Annotated in this window: 6 protein-coding genes; 1 reads left to right on the forward strand and 5 read right to left on the reverse strand. The window is 57.8% G+C overall.

Annotated elements, in window-relative coordinates; all coding sequences use genetic code 11:
* The first annotated feature begins 234 nt into the window (after nt 1–234).
* The gene (locus AABA21_RS04800; protein ID WP_338247853.1) at nt 235–2,475 is read left to right on the forward strand and encodes an FUSC family protein; all 2,241 of its coding nucleotides are present in this window, start codon (nt 235–237) and stop codon (nt 2,473–2,475) included.
* A 303-nt stretch (nt 2,476–2,778) separates the two neighbouring features.
* On the opposite strand, the gene AABA21_RS04805 is transcribed toward AABA21_RS04800, so the two are convergent.
* The 5 genes from AABA21_RS04805 to AABA21_RS04825 form a co-directional block, all read right to left on the reverse strand.
* Entirely contained in the window at nt 2,779–3,438 is a 660-nt protein-coding gene (locus tag AABA21_RS04805; RefSeq protein WP_338247854.1) for a response regulator, read from the reverse strand.
* Nucleotides 3,431–5,266 carry a sensor histidine kinase gene (locus tag AABA21_RS04810; RefSeq protein WP_338247855.1) on the reverse strand — a complete coding sequence of 612 codons (1,836 nt, stop codon included), beginning with the start codon at nt 5,264–5,266 and terminating at the stop codon, nt 3,431–3,433. The genes AABA21_RS04805 and AABA21_RS04810 overlap by 8 nt, the downstream gene beginning before the upstream one ends.
* A 281-nt stretch (nt 5,267–5,547) precedes the next feature.
* Nucleotides 5,548–6,387, reverse strand: a complete 840-nt coding sequence (locus AABA21_RS04815) for a YhfC family intramembrane metalloprotease (RefSeq protein WP_338247856.1) — start codon at nt 6,385–6,387, stop codon at nt 5,548–5,550.
* Nucleotides 6,388–6,986: 599 nt separating this feature from the next.
* Nucleotides 6,987–10,259 (reverse strand): Tc toxin subunit A-related protein, encoded by a 3,273-nt coding sequence (locus AABA21_RS04820; protein WP_338247857.1) that lies wholly within the window; start codon nt 10,257–10,259, stop codon nt 6,987–6,989.
* A gap of 20 nt (nt 10,260–10,279) precedes the next feature.
* The gene (locus AABA21_RS04825; RefSeq protein ID WP_338247858.1) at nt 10,280–17,800 is read right to left on the reverse strand and encodes a neuraminidase-like domain-containing protein; all 7,521 of its coding nucleotides are present in this window, start codon (nt 17,798–17,800) and stop codon (nt 10,280–10,282) included.
* Between the last annotated feature and the right edge of the window lie 28 nt (nt 17,801–17,828).

The raw sequence follows: 17,828 nt of genomic DNA on the forward strand, positions 1-17,828 counted from the left end.
TATATGAGATAGATATCATACTATATATTGGACGGTATTAAAAAGCAGTGGTATATTCTTCTCAAGAGAAACAGGCGATGCATTGCGAAGAAAACATATTTATTCTCGTGCTCTTGTTTCTATCAATATATGTATATAAGTGCATATATTATTGCATAACTCCGCTTGTGGTTTATGGCGGCCTGTGTGATCAGGGGCCTGTGACCTGTAACCTGTAAAGCGTACCTGAAAGTGATGATAAATCCTATGCTCCTCTCCTTCTTAAAGCCTCACCATAAGCATGCACCGAACGCGACCCATGCATATATTCGTACAATGATTACCCTTGATACTGCCGCCTGGCGGAGCGGCGTGCGCATGACTATTATCGTCGTGGTACCCCTTCTCATTGGCGTGCTCACAGCTCATCTCGCGTTAAGCGTTATGGCCCTCCTTAGCGCGCTCGGCGTCGCTTTCGCGGATGTGGGTGGGGCGTATCAGAACCGTGCCATATCCATGTTCAGCGCAGCCATCTGCATGGCCGTTACGGCCCTGATTGCGACTATCACAGGAGCTAATCCCTGGCTGGTAACGCTCCTCATGTTCGCCCTGGCCTTTTTCGGTAGCATGCTTGGTATCTATGGCCATCTGGCGGGTAAAGTCGGCTTCTCCACCACTTTAGTCTTCATTCTCGTTATGGGTCAGCCCGCGAGCATAGGAGTGGCCTGGATGCGCGTGCTCCTCTTCATCATTGGTGCTGCCTGGTCTCTGGCAGTCTCTCTCTGGTTCTGGCCTTTCCGCCCCTTTCACCCCGCACGCCAGGCGGTGAGCGGATACTATCAGGCGGTGAGTGCTCTGCTACGAAAAGCCAGCCATATAGAACTGGAGCAGCATTGGAATGAAGAGGTCAAGAAAGAACGGGCACGCTTGCAGGGGGCCCACGATAAGGCTCACCATATCGTTGCTGGTCAGCGCTCTCAGCGCTTGGGCGCTCATCCTTTCAATTACCTCCTATTGATGCTTGTTCTCAGGGCCGACTCTATCATGGAAGCCGTGATTGCCCTCGCCGAAGAACTGGCGGTGGCACGCACACATAACTATCATCAAGGCGAGCAGCCAGCATTTGCACAGACAATGGAGCAGTGTGCGAAGATCCTCGAACAATTGGCGCACACTATTGCAGGCAATAAACAGGCTCTCCGGCCAGAAACCCTGGAGCGCTCTCTGTATACCATCGAAACTCAGGAGTATGTCCTACGCAATTCACTTCCACAGTTGGAGAAAGACTATTACGCGCTCGCCAATACGCGCAAACTGGGAGACCCACTCGAACCCAAGCACTCGCTAGTCCATGCGTGGCTCTCATTACGTCTCGTTAACACGCGCAAACTGGCAAATCTGCTCAAACGTATGGGTGAGCTTATCGGCGAGACACGCGATCTTCTCATGCAATCGGACGACCAGGAGATCTTGAAGGAAATGCTTCAGGCCGGTGCAACAAGCAAAGGCAATTTCTCCTGCAACGCGCTCTATGCCGTTGTACGAGAACGGGTCTCGCTCTTCAAAGACAACCTGACACTGCGCTCGTTTACCTTGCGTCATGCCCTGCGCCTGGCGACTATCTCAGCCGCTGCGGTAGCAATCGCCAAACTGCTGCGCATCCCCGATGGTAGTTGGATCGCATTGAACATCCTCTTTATCCTGAGACCTGATTATGGCTCGACGCGTGAGCAAACAGTTCAAAGAATTCTGGGAACCGTCATCGGCGCCATCCTGGGAATGCTGCTGATAACTGCTCTACACATAAGTTTTCTCTTTTTTCCAGTGTTAATCGTCCTGTCATTCTTGTGCTTCTCCTATCAGGAGGGCAATAATACCGTCTTCATTCTGTTTTTCACGACCTTCATTATCATAATGCTCGACTTGACTATGCCGGAACACGGGCTAGTGCCCCTCATTCGCATCGCCACGACGCTGGCTGGCGGCGGTATGTGCATCCTGGCTAGCTATCTCTTCTGGCCTCTGTGGGAGCGTGAGCGTCTTCCCCAACAAATGGGGCGTACTATCCTGGCCAACCGAGCATACATTGCTAGTGTTCTCGCGGCCTATATGGCAGGCGGCAACAAGCAGACCGAACTGGAAGCGGTACGGCGGGCAAGCAAAGGCGCGCATTTGCAGAACGTGAACGCGGCGGCGGCTTTCCAGCGCATGTTGAGCGAACAAAAAGCCACTGAGAATGAAATTGAGCGCCTCCACATACTTGTCACGTATAACCAGCGTATCTGCGATAATGTCACCGCGCTCGCGGCTCACATTTCGACCCGGCCCGGGCATGACGAGTTTCATCAACTCGAACGTTTTAGCCAGCAGATGAAGTGGATGCTGCTCGACGTAGAGGATGCAACCCGTACCGGGCAACGCATTGCTGTCAATCCTCCATTCAAGGGGATGTTGCGCGATGTGCTAGCCTCGCTTTCGGCTGCATTGCACCAATGATGCCGCTGGCTCCGATCGATCAACGAGAGTCACCGCAGGTGCGCAACTGGTTGTACATGTGTGCCTTGAGCAACAAACGGTGGGATCCGGCGATGAAAGCATGCGCACAGCAGTTGCACGCGCGAGGGCAGAAAAAAAGTAAACCATTGTGGCGGTGATGCGCAAGTTGGTTCATCTGATCTATGGGGTCTTAACGCATGAAGAAGCCTATGATCGCAGCAAGGCCTTTCCTAGTGAATGAACAACCCCTTGCCGCTGGATATAGATCATCACAGAGACATCACACAGAGTGTTTTGCTGTACTCACGGCAAGTCAATCTCATCCAGGGAGATCAGCCCTTTCTTCAGAGCGTAAATTACCGCCTGGGTGCGGTGAGCCAACTGCAGCTTGGTCAGGATGTTGCCCACATGGGTTTTCACGGTCTCGTTGCTGACCATCAGGACTTCGGCGATCTCCTGGTTGGTGCGACCGAGTGCAAGCTGGCGTAGCACCTCTTGTTCGCGCTCGGTCAGTTCCACACCGGGTTTGCCCACGCGGGTCAGCTCTTGCATGACCAGCCTGGCTACGGTGGGATCGAGCAGCGATTGACCACGTGCAGCCGCACGAATGGAGGCGAGCAGATCCTCCAGCCTGGTATCTTTGCGTACATAGCCAATGGCCCCGGCTCGCAGTGCCGCACCCACCAGCGCGTCATCGGTGGAGCTGGTCAGGGCGACAATGTGTGTGTGGGGGAGTAACGCGCGAACCCGTTTGATCGTCTCGATGCCATTGATGCCACCAGGCATGAGCAGGTCCATGACTACGACATCGGGCATCCACGCCTCAATCTTTTGCAGTACCTCCTCACCGCTGGCGGCCTCACCCACCACCTCCAGATCCTCAAACGCCCTGAGGTAGCTCTGCAGGCCATGGCGCGCGACCTGATGATCGTCCACAAGAACCACACGAATCGGTTCAGCCATTGTTTTCTTCCCCCTTTGCTTGAGCTGATTGGTCGTTTATACACCGGCTGCGCCGGTGTCTCAAGAACCGGATGAGCCGATAGTTCCACACAGTGTTCACTGCGCCCAAAAGCAAGATGAGCGCCATCCCATCTGCGTTTTGCTGCGCCGGGGTGATTGGAGGCAGCACGAACAAGGAACGGGCGAAGATTAGACCGACCACGCTGACTATGCTCCAGATGATCAGTGCGCGGACAAACCATTGTTGGCGCCTTTCCAACTCCCTGACGAGTTCTTCAGGAGAGAGCAGGCGGTAATACCGCTTCATCCCTTGCACATAGTGCCAGAGCAACACCTGGATTGGTCCACCCAGGCAGAGCACAGTACCAGCGAAGAGCCAGAGGGTGGGAGTGGTACCCAGAGGCCCAACAACTCTGACGAGATAGAGGACTCCCAGGGCGACTGGGAGCAGCAGGCCCAGGCTCACACGATAGTGTTCTGGCACGAGTTCCAACGCGGTCCGGCTCTCCCGACCCGCGCTCGATGTCACTCTGGTACGATACCATATGCCGCGGGCAAAGCCAACAAGCGTTACTAGAAACGCCCCTAACACGCTCAGGCCCAAAAAGGTGTTCCACCACCCGTTGACGATGCCGACCCATCCCAGGGCCGTTCCCAGGAAGGAGGCGGTTGCACAGAGCCGATAGCCACGCCTGGCCAGTTCCTCCGCACGCGCCAGTTCGTACCGCTGGTGGGCCTCTTCCTCAGGGCTGCGCAAAGCCTCCAACAATGGGATGGTGATCAGCACACTCGTGCCTTGACCTGGCTGGCTGTTGATTTCCACCCTCCCATGCAACGCGCGCGTTCGCTCACGCAGGTTTGCCAGACCCATACCGCTGCGCACGCGTGCCGGATCAAAGCCCTGACCATCGTCGCGTACCGTGATGCACAGTTTCTGTCCAATCGTGCGCATTGAGAGCCAGATCGTTTGTGCTCGCGCGTGCCTGGCAATGTTCGCGAAGGCTTCCTGGGCTAAGCGGAAGATTGCGTCCTGCGTGCCGGGCAGGATGCAATCTTCCGGTAAGGCGGCAAGATCCACCTGGACCTGCGCTCCCGTGCGGAAGCCGAGGGCCTGTGCCTGAATGTGCAGGGCTTCAATCAGACTAGTGTTCTCCAGTGGCGCAGGGCGCAGTTGTTGTAAGAGCGCCTGCATTTCCACTTGCGCTCCTTGAGCGCTACGCTCGATATCTTCAATGGATGCACGCGCCCTCTCCAGGTTCTCACGTTGCCAGTACGCCCTGGCCGCTGCCGCACTGGCGTTGATCCCAAAGAGATGCTGTTTGATGGAATCGTGCAGTTCTCGGGCAATGCGGTTGCGTTCTGCCAGAGCTGCTGCTTCACGTGCTTGCTGCAGGGCTTGCTCGCGCACATCGACCGTGAGCCGTTCATTGGTGCGGTAGCGCTGAATACGCTGCTCGACCTCCCGCGCGCGCAGGAATAAGTAGCCGAGCGGCCAGCGTGCGAGCCAGGGGAGGTTATCGCGCTTATCACCTGCCAGGTGAAGCCGATCGTGGGCGAGACGTGAGAGCGTCATTCCGAGCAGATAGAGGCTATACTGAAGATTGAGCGTGCAGAGGAACCCGCAGACAACTGCTGTTGCCAGGGCGATGATCCCCACGGAGAGCAGCGGGACGCGCAGATGAGCCAGCCAGGAAAAGCATCCCAGTGCCACTGCGCTGGTCAGAAGGGAACTCAGACCTAGATAGAGAACGGTGCTGAGCGGTGAACTCGCTGTGTCCAGTGCTGTAGTAGAATCACTGTACTTGTGCTGATGTGTTGTGTTGTGCATCGTGCTTTCCCGTCTATGCCGGACTCGTTGCAAGATTCAGAGATGGTGTCTCCAGAAAAAATCTATCTCTTGATCATATCCTTCTTCTGGTCTCTTTGTAAACAGACCCCCTCCAATTTCACGGCAATTTAAAAGTCTTTTCTTGCCGCCTGCGGCGGTGGGAAGGAAGGAGTGAGCGGGGACATGATCGCCCGCACCCAGCAAGGAGCTAGCCACCCCTTGACCCCAATATGCGCTACTTTTAAATAGCCCTGCTCCAATTTGGAGATGAATTGTATGAATTAGAAGGGTGTGCTCTCTTCTTTCGCACGGGCCTGATTCGATGGCTTGCGCAAACGCCGGATGATCCATATCCCAATGATCCCGAACACACAAAGTATTCCATTGAGTACCAGTTGGATAGCTGTGCTTTGACCAAATGCCTGTGGAAGGGCAAGGGTGAGGAAATCAATCAGGGTATGGAAGAGAACGGCCAGAAAGAACCAGCGTCTCTGGCGCTGGCGAAACACCTGCAACACCATCACGGAAAGCGCTACCTGCAGCGGGAAACTCCACAGTCGTCCCCAGGCTACCAGCAAAGGAGACCAAAAGGGCATCGCATTGACAGACGCGATTTGTTGGATGGCGGCCTGTCTCGAAGTCTCTGGCAGGCTGTTGAGATTGATGGCGGAGAGGAGGGCAACACTGAGCAGCGGGAGTAGTATCTGGAGCCCTCCACCAAGCAGCGCCGATTCCAGACCCTCGTGTCCCAGGCCATACATCACCGCTTTCGCCCACGTTTTTGGCTCCCGGCTCATGAAAAGACGATATCCGATGTAGCGTCCACCTTCCTCAAAAAGCCCAGCAGTCACAGCCTGGATCACCACCCAGATCCAGGTGAACGTAATCGAGGTGTGCAACAAAGGAGCCACCACCGTACTCTGGAGTACTTCAATCAGGGGTACACGCGTCAGTGGTTGGGATACCAGCATCACAAGAGCACCAAACCAGAAGTATTTCCAGCCGACAGCAAATTTCTTGTGAGCAATGCTCCCGAGTATGAAGGGAAGCACAACAACAAAGATGGCTACCACGGTAGCCATCACGAGGAGGGCAGGTGAAATATGCAACGTTGACGACATATATTTTCCCTTTACATTAGATGAGCGACAGACAGTACAAGCGCGCACGAGCAACCGCGTCCCCCAGTTCCAGATGCCTACCAGATCGCGACGGCGATCCCACCGTTCCAGGTGGGAGAGCGGTGCTTTGACCGTACAAAAGAACGAGAAAGATGGTCAAGGTGAATAATAGGCTCTGGTATACTGCTCCTTTCAAGGCACCATTCACAAGAGGGCAACTGAGATGTGCATAGTGGATCTGCCTCGCTGCATATGATACTGAAAGGGGAAGTACATGCCATCACTTGAGCATGGGATTTTTGTTCTCCCCCAATTGGGGGAGAACTCCTGTCGAGGGGATCTCATCGGTACGTGTAAAAACATGATCCTTTGGGGTGGTTGTTGACATGCGCGAAGGCAAATCGGGCGCAAGACCCAATACTTTTAACATAACACGCTGGCGCCCCTTTGAGAGGAGAGATGGTTATCATTGGTGGAACGTGCGCGCCCGGGCACCCAGGCACAAGACCGCTGCGCAGCAAAGCCGGGGCAAGCCCGGCACCTACGATCTTCGTTTCCGATGCCGCTATATTGAGCACAACGGTCTCACCTTCCTGGTGTTACGTACCGAGGGCGTAACGCACGATCAGGAAGACCTGGGCGCTGGCTGTGCGTGTCAGAACGGGATGCGGGTCAGATGGGTTGTCCGCTGCGAGCGAAAGCGTCATTTGAGCATGCTGCGCAAGATCGGTCGTCGCCGTATCCGGATCGCTAACTCCGGCATGCCTGGTCATGTCCTGCCCATAGAGATCAAAACCGGTGACTTTGATTGGCTGGCCCTGCGTGAAGTACGGAAAGTAGTCCCTGCGAATAATAGCGGTGAAGCTGGCCGTGCCGTTGACAAACGCTGACCATTCGGAAGGGAAATCGTAGCGTAGATTGAAGAGCAGGGCCAGATTGGATTGCTCGCTCTGGCTGAACAGGCTAGCGAGCGCCTCTTTCACTTTCGTGGGATCAATCCCCTGGCGGGCCGTGTAGCGAATGTGCAGAATCACATCCGAGATGGTCGCGTAGTCAAACGCTGGATAGGTTACAGGTAGATCCAGCTTCCAGGTGCTCTCGGCGCCCGCACCCTCGAAGGGGAGAAAGCGCTCATCACGCAGATTGGTCTCGAACATACCATCGTCGTTGCTGGCTCCGCTGGTGACGATGGACTGCACCGCGCCGCTGTAATCGACGAAACGGTCGTCCTCGGCTCCCTGCCGCTCGTATTGGCCGAGAGGAGACCTGCGCAGGCTGCTCTTTAAGATCGATAGGGTGCAGTTGACGCTGGTATAGGGCCCGACAATCGATGGAATGGACAGAGCGACGTTCTTGATACGGCGCATATAGTGGCCGGGGCAGTCGAGGTCGTAGAGCCATTCGGGGATCGTCACCTGGCACGTACCAGTTGCCTTCAGACTGAGCAGCGCGACCGGGTTGAGCTGGCGCAGCGACACGTGCCTGGTCAGCTCAATCTCACGCTTGTTGTTCTCGTGATATGCCATCTCCATTCGTTTGATATCAAGATAGAGCGCCTCACCAGAAAGTAAGCCCTTGCGTCCACCATCCCAATAGTTGAATTTGACAAAGTCCTGCGCATCCACTTCGGGGCGCATCAGTTCCTGCTTCATTGTGCGCTCGGCTTTCCGCGCGGTATCAAACGCGAAGCGGTAGTATTCGTAGTAGAGCCGCGCGAGCTCACCTTGCATCCAGAGATAGAGGTCTTCGTTGGTAAACTTGTCGTGCAGGAACTGGTCTACCTCCTGCGCGTTGGCGATCTGCTGCTGTGTACTCTGGTAATCGTGGTAGGCGATCTGTTCTGCGATGAGCGAGGTGAGGATCTGCCGACCAAGCTGCTGCAATTCGCGAGCTGCCAGATTGTGCTGCAAGATCCATTCATCGGCTCTTCTCTGGTAGCCCGCTGTCTTTGAGGTATAGCCGCCCGCGAATTCCGAGATGGACGCGAGCTCGTTCAGTGCGTCCGCCGCCGACCGTCCAGCGTTGGCGAATTCACTCCCTCCAACCACGGCCGTGTGTCCACCAGTACCTAAAGGCAACATATCAATAAAGGTGTCTGGCACAAATGCCAGCGCTGATGTGGTCGTATGCAGCGCGGAGGCGGCTGAACGCAGGGCCAGGGCAGCCGGTCCCAGGACATTGAGATCCAGGAATTCGTACAGATTGAGATAGAGGTTGCCGGTTGACAGCTGCAAGGCGACCAGGTCCGACACCAGCTCCGGTGCACGGATCAGGTTTGGATACCCTTGCGCTGGCACCGCCCTGGCATACTGGTCCACCAGCGCGGCGTAGGCCTCATCGAAGTTGTTCTCGGTCAGTTCGCGCCGATCGATGGGCAGTGCTGCGGGTACATCAGCGTTGTCTACGCTGAGCCCGAGCAAGCGTCGATAATACTGGTAGCGTTCCAGCACGGTAGCGCGGCTGTAGAGCAATGCTTCCGTGGCCTCCTGAGCTTGCTTCCATTGCAAAAAGCGTACGTCGCGCGCCATCTGTTGGATCTGAATCTCGTGGCGCTGGCGTACAAGCGCGAGATGTTCGGCGTCGCCCTTCTCAAGCGCGGCAAGGAGAGCATTACCAAGGCCGCGTACCTCACCGCAGAGTTCCAGAGCCTTCTGAATCAGGATCAAGCAGCGGAGAGGTCCGATGGGCTGGTTGGATCCACTGATGATGCTGCCGATGTCGATCCCGGCCACCGTCGCTTTGACCAGCATGCCGGGGTCGATAGGCGGATCGAACAGGGCGAGCGGGCGCACGATGCCCGCGATGTTCATGCAGTGGCGGATCTTGAAGAGCCGGTCGGCGACGGTATCCCAGTAGCCCAGCAGCTTGTCGTTGCGCGGAATGCAGAAGTAGAGCGTACGCCCGATGCCAAAGAGCGCGTTCGCATCCCCGGCATCGCCGCCATCAGTTCCCGCATCTGGAGCGGCAAGATTGAACGGGAACTGGCTTTCCAGGTCCACCAGCGCATCGCCAATTGGGCCGAGTCCCTTCCTGAGTTGGGCGAAGGTTCTGGCCCCGACCTTCCCAGGAGGCGGGATCTGCTGCGGACGCTCTCCAAGGATATTGGCGGCCAGCACATATAGTTGCGTCGCCTCGTTGATGGATTCTACCGTGTCTTGCTGGAACAGGTTGTCGCCCCAGGCTATCAGGTTGTCCAGATACTTCATCACCACGCAGTATTGATAGGCCAGGTGGCGCGTTCGCGCTACCACATGGGGCTGGAATGGTTTATCACGGATGGCATCATACCCCTGCATAATATCGTCCTGGCTCAGCTGATCGCCGGGCGACAGCTCAGAGCGCGGCGTGCTCAGCAGCCGGATGATATCTTCGATGCGCTTGCCACCATCTGCTCTGCGGAAGGCCAGAAACTTCCAGAAGCGCAGCGGTGGGTCAACACTCTGATCGTTTGAGGTCGGGTCGAAGATATAGTGGAACCAGCGCTGCGCCTCCTCAAAGCGCTGTGTCTTACTCAGATGTACGGCGATCGTCAGGGGGATATGAAAGAACAATTCCCAGTTGTAGTTCGCATACGACCCCTGCTCGGAGACATCGATCTCCTTCGGGAAGGATCTCACCTGAGCAAGTTTGTTCTCAGCGGGATTGTAGAGGGCATTGAAAAAGTCTTGCTTGAGTCCGTCCTGCCATGTAGCGTCCAGCATGCCGGGCAGCGAGTCCCGGTTCAGTCTGGCGATCAGCTCGCCGACGAATGGGTGGAAAAAGTTCTCGAAGGTATAGGTAAACTGCGTGTCCATATGGATACGTGATATGGAGTTCTCAAGGTTCGCTATCAACATATCATGAAAGCCGACATTGATTCTGTTGTTTGCCATCGGTTTACCTTCCTTTATCTCTAGACGCTACCATTAGCAATCTCGCCCGCGGGCCCGATCTGCCGATCACCATAGCTCACGTTGCGCGTGGTTCCCAGCCCCTGGCGGATATAGGCGTCCTCGGTAACAAAGCGCTGCATCGACACCGGGTCTATCACGCCAGAATCTGATCCAATCGGGCCACCATCACCCCAGAACTTTGGCTTCGGAGGCGGCGCGGTTTGCACGACCAGCGGTGGGATCTGCGCCGCTTGCAGCAAGCCAGGAGGCTCAAGGATGCCGTACCCTCCATAATTGCGAATCCACACCGACTGCTCCTGGGTCGTGACCAGGAAGACATGACGGCTATCCGCGAAGAGGAACGGCGCATCCCAGCTATCCCGCAGGTCATGCTTTGGGGTAATCACCTCGAAGGGAAGCGGCGTCTGTAGAATCTCGCGCACGAGGTCTGGTCCCGTGCCATCACTGTACTTGAAGGCAAGGTCTCGCGTGTAGTCTCCCGCAGGATCGCGCCGCCTCGCAGGCGCTGATGCAGGCGGAACCGGAACGACGATATCCTCCCCGCGCACCGGAAGGCTATGGGTGTTATAGAAGAGAAACGAGCCGGGCCACATTTCGACGAAATGCAGCTGACCATCTCGGCCACGCATATAGAAGCGGACCGGTGCATCCTTAATGTAGACGCGCAGGGTATCTTCTTCGACCGCGACGCCCAGTCGCAGGGCGGCCCGATTGAACACGCCCGGTACGGATGTATCCAAGGTGGTCGGACGAGCGATGTCCGACGTTTTCGCCGCCTGCCATTTGCCATTGTAGTATTCACTCCAGCAGAGAACGGCCTGAACCGAGACCTGGGGATTGCCCGGCAGGTCATTCGTCGTGAGATCAGCGAGCCGCTTCCCGCGAGGTGGCGCGTTGCCCGCATCGGGCCCTTGCTTCAAGAGACGCAACCAGAAGAGCAGGAGCCGATCATTCCAGACGACAGGGATGACCGGGTTATCCTCGATGTCTAGCTTGATCTGTTCCCACGGCGTCCAGTACCCGTACTCGTAGCGGCGATAGTAGTATTTGCGATGGGCACCAGCCGTGCGGGCCACCAGGTGGATGACCTGGCCGTGTTCATTGGTCGGCTCGACATAGTACATGCCGCACGGCTCCAATCTGGCGACCTCCTCCAGCTTCGCCAGGTAGTTGAGGAGCGCAGCCGTGGCGGAGTCGTCCGTGATGTCGCTTTGCAGGAGCTCGCTCTCGATCTCTTTGAAGAAGGGAGATTTGTCGTCTCGCAATTCGGGCTCCAGCCAGTTCTCAGGGTAGAGGTAGACCTTGCGATTGGCTTCCCAGAGGCGATAGCGTTTCATCCATTGCCACTGGCCGGCGTTGATGGCGGCAGGAGAGACGCGCGGCTCCAGGTTCATCAGGCAGCGTTCAATGAAAAGCTGGATCGATGAGAGCGCGTGGCGGATACGCGAGGTCTGCATACAGGGGTCCATCTGCACGTCCATTAAAAAGTATTCGAACAGTTTGTCCGGCGTATCGATGTGGGCGCTGTCAGGGTGAGACCGCATCTGGTGAAGGATGTAGGCGACCAGTGCGTCTCGTTGCAGGCCGCGCATCTCGTCGTTGATGGGCCGAATGATGTCTCGCCATCTGCCGGCGTCGTAACGGGCACGCAGCGCGGCCTGCAGGGTGCGTACCATCTCACCGGTTGGCTCGTTCGTGGTTGCCTGGATCAGCGCCTGGGCGGAAATCCCCATCTTCTGAATGAGTGCAAAAGCGGCATACACGCGGCGGAACAGGTCGAACTTTCCCAGACCAGCCAGGTCGCCCCCAATATGGGCCAGCACATCATTTAATGACGTTGGATTCCAGCGCGTGATAGTGAAGAGCAGGCTATCCGCGTTCTGTGTCGCCGTCACCGGGTCTTTCAGAGCAGCCAGGAACGACTCATCACCGGGCGAGATGTCCGCCTTGATGCGGGCAAAATCCAGCAGGGCGCGCAGAGGGGTGAGCAGCGCGGCGTTTACGTGCTGCGAGATGGCGGCGTCCGCTGGATTGGCGAGGTGAAGATTGTCAGCATCTGGCAAGGCATTGAGCCAGTTCTGACCGTTGCTATCGATCTGTCCCTGCGCGTTGATACGGTAATCAGGCCGGGTGGCAAGGTAGGCCATTTCGCCAGTCGTCAGGCCGAGGTCCGCTGTCAGGGATGCGGCTTTCAGGAAGCGAATGTAGGTTTCCTTGAACGCGTCAAAGCACACCGACGGATAGAGATAGCGCGCGGGAACAACGCCGCGTCCCTGTCCCTTTGGCTCCCACTCCCATTGCATGCGCACGATGTCGCGCACCTTCTCGACCGTCACATCGAGCTCGTAGAGTGTTCCTGCACGCAGTTGCAGCGGCTGCGCGTTATGCCAGGGCGTTGCTGTATTTTCCTGCATGAGGGGAACTTGCCTGCCATCCAGCGCCAGTGTCACGATCGCGCCGGTATCCGCTTCGATATACAGATTAAAGAATCCACTCTCTGGCCCCTCAAGGTAGCCGCGCCAGGTGCCGGAGATGGGGGCCCCCGGTGTCGGATTCGCAGGCAAGGGATTGCCAACCCCGCTGACCAACGGGGAATAATCAAGCTCGGGAGCGATGTCGGGAGCCGGAAGCGCGGCCCCCGTGGCGGTGTCGCTGGCGTAAAACCGCGCGGAGAGTCCCTGCGTTTGCAGCGCGAGAAAGTCGTTCAACGCAGGCTGGTCATTGTGATTAGCAGCATGCAGTGGGAAAGGAGAGCTGGCAGGATCAAGGAACGCCTGCGCGCGCGCCAGGTCTGTGTTTGCCGCCACGCTCACCATCTGCAGGGCCTGCTGCCGCTTCTCGCGCTGCACCAGGTCGGGCAGGATCGCCTGGAGAAGATCGGCGCGCTTTTCAGCTGCCGCGTGGGTGATATCTCCTACATAGGTATGATAGGGAGATTGCAGTTCCGCGTAGCGAGCGAAGAACGGGTTAATAACAGATTGATTCTTATCATACAAATTGTCCACGGCGGTCGCGAACGCCGCTGATCCGCTTCCAGCAGCTGTCTTGATGGCGTCCCGCGTCTCGGCGGTAAGCACGCCAGCATAGGAGAGTCGCTTGCGAAAATCGTCGTAGGCAAGTCTAGGGATGCCAGCATCTGACTTGCCCGCAGCATTCTCAATCGCCTGTCGCACAGTATCCGATAGCAGTGTTCCGTCCGGGTCACTAAACTCAATCTCGACCGTCAGGGTGCCGTTAAGGAGGCCGAAGAAAAACGTGGCGGCATCGGTGCCGTAGACCAGTGCCATCCGGGCCTGCGTGATAGCACCATCGGGATCGTCAACGACCGCGAACGCAGCCTCGACGGCGGCGAAGCCGAGACGCAGTGTACGGACGAAGGCCGCGGCCTGCGCCGGGTCGGGCGCGGACTTGCCGCTCAAGTCCTGATTCCAGATCAGATACAGTGCCGCGGTGGACCTGAATCCCCGCTCCTTCATCGACTGCACCAGCTCGATAAGTTGCGAGATCACGGGTTGGGGCGGATCTTGCGCGGCAAAGGGATCGAGTCCGGTCAGTTGCGTAAGCAGTAAGAACTCGCGTACGCTGAGCTTCAGCGTGCGAGCCAGCCAGCCCCGACGGAAAACCGCGCTGATATGGGGGAACGTCAGCGCCGTGTTTGCGTTATACCCGAGGGCTGTGACGATCAGCTCATACTCTTGCGCGCTCAGGTTGAATGCCGACCGCAACGCCTCGACGTGGTCGGCCAGTTTCTTTCCCGTGTCAGTAAGGAACTGCCCGTAGCCGTTATCGGCGAAGACTGGATCTTGCTTCAAGAGCGTCGGGTTGAGAAACATCTGGCGGTAGAGCGCAGTGCCGCCCCAGGTACTGATATCGGACCAGCACGCCAGCAACGATGGCAGATCGTGGTCTGGCGCCAGGTTCAGCGCTTTGATAACGCGGGTGACTATGCCCAAGCGGGGGAGTAGGGTCAGGAATCCAGTATCCAGTCCGGCGACTGTATTGATCGTATCCACAAAAGTCTGAGAAGAGGTCGGCGGCGGATAGAGGGCGCAGATCGCCTCGTCGGTCTGCTCGATAGTCCAGCCTGTCTTTTTCCATAGGCGTATGAAACGCAGCAGGCGGACAAATTCGACGGCGCCGAGCCGGGTAGAGGTATCACCAGCACCCATCGTCGGTTTTGAATAGCGAAATTCGAGGTTGTCGAAATTACATGCATCAGGAGTCGCCGTCGGATCGGTGAGCGTAATGATCGCCATGATGCGATCGTAGTTATCCTGCCGTTTTACCCAGCCCTTGATATCGCCACCATACTCAGCTGGATCGGGCGGCTGCGGAAGCTGCGCCAGCAGGGCATCGAACCTGGCATCAGTCGCGGCGTCATTTTTTGTTTTGAGTTCAGCCAGCAAGGCGAACGAAACGCCCAGCCGTTCCAGCTTCGGGATCAGGTCGCTGTTGGGGTTGATGAAGCGGGCCCTGAGGAGAGCCACCAGGTCTGCGTAGGTAATGCCAATCCGGCGCGTGAACTGTTTGGCATTGGAGAGGCCTGTAATAACATTGTCGTCCGCCGTTCCAGCAGGGAAACCGTACATCCGCCACAAGGGAACCGCGTGGGAGTCGGTCAAGATCTCGTATTCGGCTCGCGTGAGTCCGATCTCTTCCATCAGAATATCGCGCCACCCATAGGCATTGGCGCCGCGCTCAAGGTCTTCGGCCTTGCGCAGGGACTCCATCGCCAGCGGTAACGGAACCTCAAACGTATTGAAGTAGCGGCGCAGGTTCTCTAACGGCTGTGAAAACGGCAATGGAAGCGGGAAGCGCTCGTTATACAGAGTTGTGTACGCCGCGCCGATTACGAATTGCGGGCTTGCCAGCAGGTCTTCAGACGCGCTCTCATCCGTGTCGTGTCCGAGGTAGCCATTCAGGGAGAGGGGGTGCTGGCTGTTGGCGACAAAGTATTCCATGGTCTCGTTGACCACGTCGATGTATGGCAGGGCGGTGTTTGTGTTCTCACAGGTCAGCGGGAGATGCTCGACATCCGGGCGGCGCGAGAGCAGGATATTCAACGGCGAGATCTCTGTGTCCTGCGGCTGATGCGCCACGTTCCACGCATCCTGACTGGCGAATGGATAGGGCGCGCCGCCATGTCCAGCGCGCCAGTTAGAGCAGAAATCACTCCATTCCTGGTCATCGGCATGCAGGAAGAGCAGCAGGTCAACCAAATAGGCGGCTGGCGACAGAATGGAGCGGCAATGGTCGCAGGCGCAGAAATCCATCGAGCCGAAGAGACTCTCCAACGTCGCGGAAGCGATGACATCACCTGTATTGGCAGGCGCGGGATCCACAACGCTGGGCGGACTGTGAACACCGATCGCGGGTGCGGTGCGCGCATGTAAGTAACCGAGAGTGATGTTGAGCACGGCATTATGGATCTGCACCGATCTGTCATAGGTCAGCGCGGCATGATCTTCCCCACCCATATCCGCCGCGAAGCTCTGCACAAACGTTTCTTTGTCGTAGCGCACCACATGGTAAGCTGCGTCAACCCCGCGCTTCAGTAGCCCAATCATCGCCTGGTCGCCCGGCGCGATCTGGTAGACACGCTGCAGCCGCTTCACCTGCTGGACCGTCTCGGCAGCGACCTGCACATTGTTGCGGGCGATGTACTGCTCAACCGGTTGCACGCCGATCTCGAATTTGCCTTGCTGCTCGGTTAAAAACGCGTGCACCTGGTCAGAGACACCAGCAGCTGCGCCTGTGAGTGGTAACTCGCCGCTCTTGACCATCTGCGCCACCGCCGCCGTCGGATAGCTCAGGCGCACCTGTGCTGCGAGGAAGTCGGCGTAGTTGGTCCGCTTCGCCTCCGGCGTGTCGCCCGGAATCTCATTCGGAATGGGAGTGTTCGCGCTCAACAGAGCGTTCCAGCTGGCCGCGCGGTGATAGCCCGCCTGCGCCAGTTGGAGCGGATCGGACAGACCCTGGTTCCCGGCGATTCCATGCAGCGCCTGCATGAGCGGAGCATTATTGATAGTGAGAAAAGCCAGCTTGCCATCCAGCTGCAGGCGCTGGACGGTGTCCTGTCCAAATGCCGTGCCGACGGCCTGCCAGAAGGCCGACGAGTCGTTGCGGTTGGCCGCGTAGAGCGAGGCGAACTGCTGCTGCTGGGCATCGGTGAGGCGCGAGGAGGCCAGCAGATCCTTGAGCGAGGACACGCCTGTCAGCGCGGGACCGGTCAGCAGCTTCTGGGCGCTGAGGGCATGGAACTGTCTCACGGCCGCTGGAATCGTACCGGTGGTGGCGGGCGAGATCACGCCCTGCTCAGCGGACTGGTTCCAGATCGTCGTCAGCGTCTGGGCATCGGTATGATAGAGAATGTCCTCGTTGGCGGGGAGCCCGGCGCGGAAGAGCGCATAGAACAGGGCCGGCGCAATGGCCGGGGCCGCCCCACCTGCCGGAACGGTCCTGGCACTGAACTGATCCGCCAGCGCGGCGAGCGCCACGGCCCGGGCGTCCCAGCCGGACTTGTTGGCGAGATAGGTGATGTCCTGGCGCTCATCGGTCTCCTGCAGGTCGCGCAGGTTGCCCTGGAAATAGGTGGAGAGTGTACCGGTCAGGGTCTCATGCTCGGATGCCAGCGCGGCATCCGCGCCAGCGGGCAGGACCACGTTCAACATTTCGACGTTTGAGGCGTTATAGCGCACCTCTGAGGCACCCAAGAACTTCTCGCCCAGCAACACGCGCGCCTGCAGATCGGCCTTTGCCTTGGGACCCGCGTAAGAAAAGACGGCGCGATAGCTCCCATCTCCGGCGCTTGCGACCTCGGCAAGCTGTACGTCCGCCCCAACATTCTTATCCACGATCTGAACGCGCAGCCCACCGACCCCGGCCCGCGAACGGCTGGAGATCTGACCCGAGACAAGATGGAACGGCGCCTCCTGGGGCACGGTCAGGTTGACGATCTCAACCGGCTTTGTGGCCGCGAGCGTCGTGTCGGCGCGCAGCCTGTTATCGGGATCGAAGGCCGCCACGCGCAGCTTCGCGCCATCGAGGCCCGGCCCTGAGTCGTAGCCGATGGTGTAGCGTCCCTCAGGATCGGTAACATCTTCACCCAGCCGGATGCTCCCCTGTTCGGCCTCGTAGAACAGGATCACCGTGCCTCTGAACGGAGTGCGGTCGTCCTGCACCACCTGCCCGGCAACCAGCGGTCTCTGACCATTCTGCGCGCCGTCCAACGCGCCTAGATCCTTCAGCATTTGATTGAGGGCGGCCGCCGTGGGAGCATCCACCGTCCCTGTTGACTGCGCCAGGTGCTGCTTCTGCTGAAACAGCGCCACCGCCTTAGAGGTGCCATCCTTGTAGATCTGGGCTTGCTGCTCCTGAGAGATCAGGTTCTTGAAAGTCTGGACTTCGGCCTCCGACAGCTGGATGCTGCCCTTATCGATCAGCAGCAGGAGCGCAGCCTGCAAATTCGCCACGTCCGCGCCGTGGTCGCCAGCCTTAAGCGGTGAGATCACTGGTTTCATTTCAACTGCCCTCCCAGAAGATGATAAT

The sequence above is a fragment of the Dictyobacter halimunensis genome (assembly GCF_036245075.1).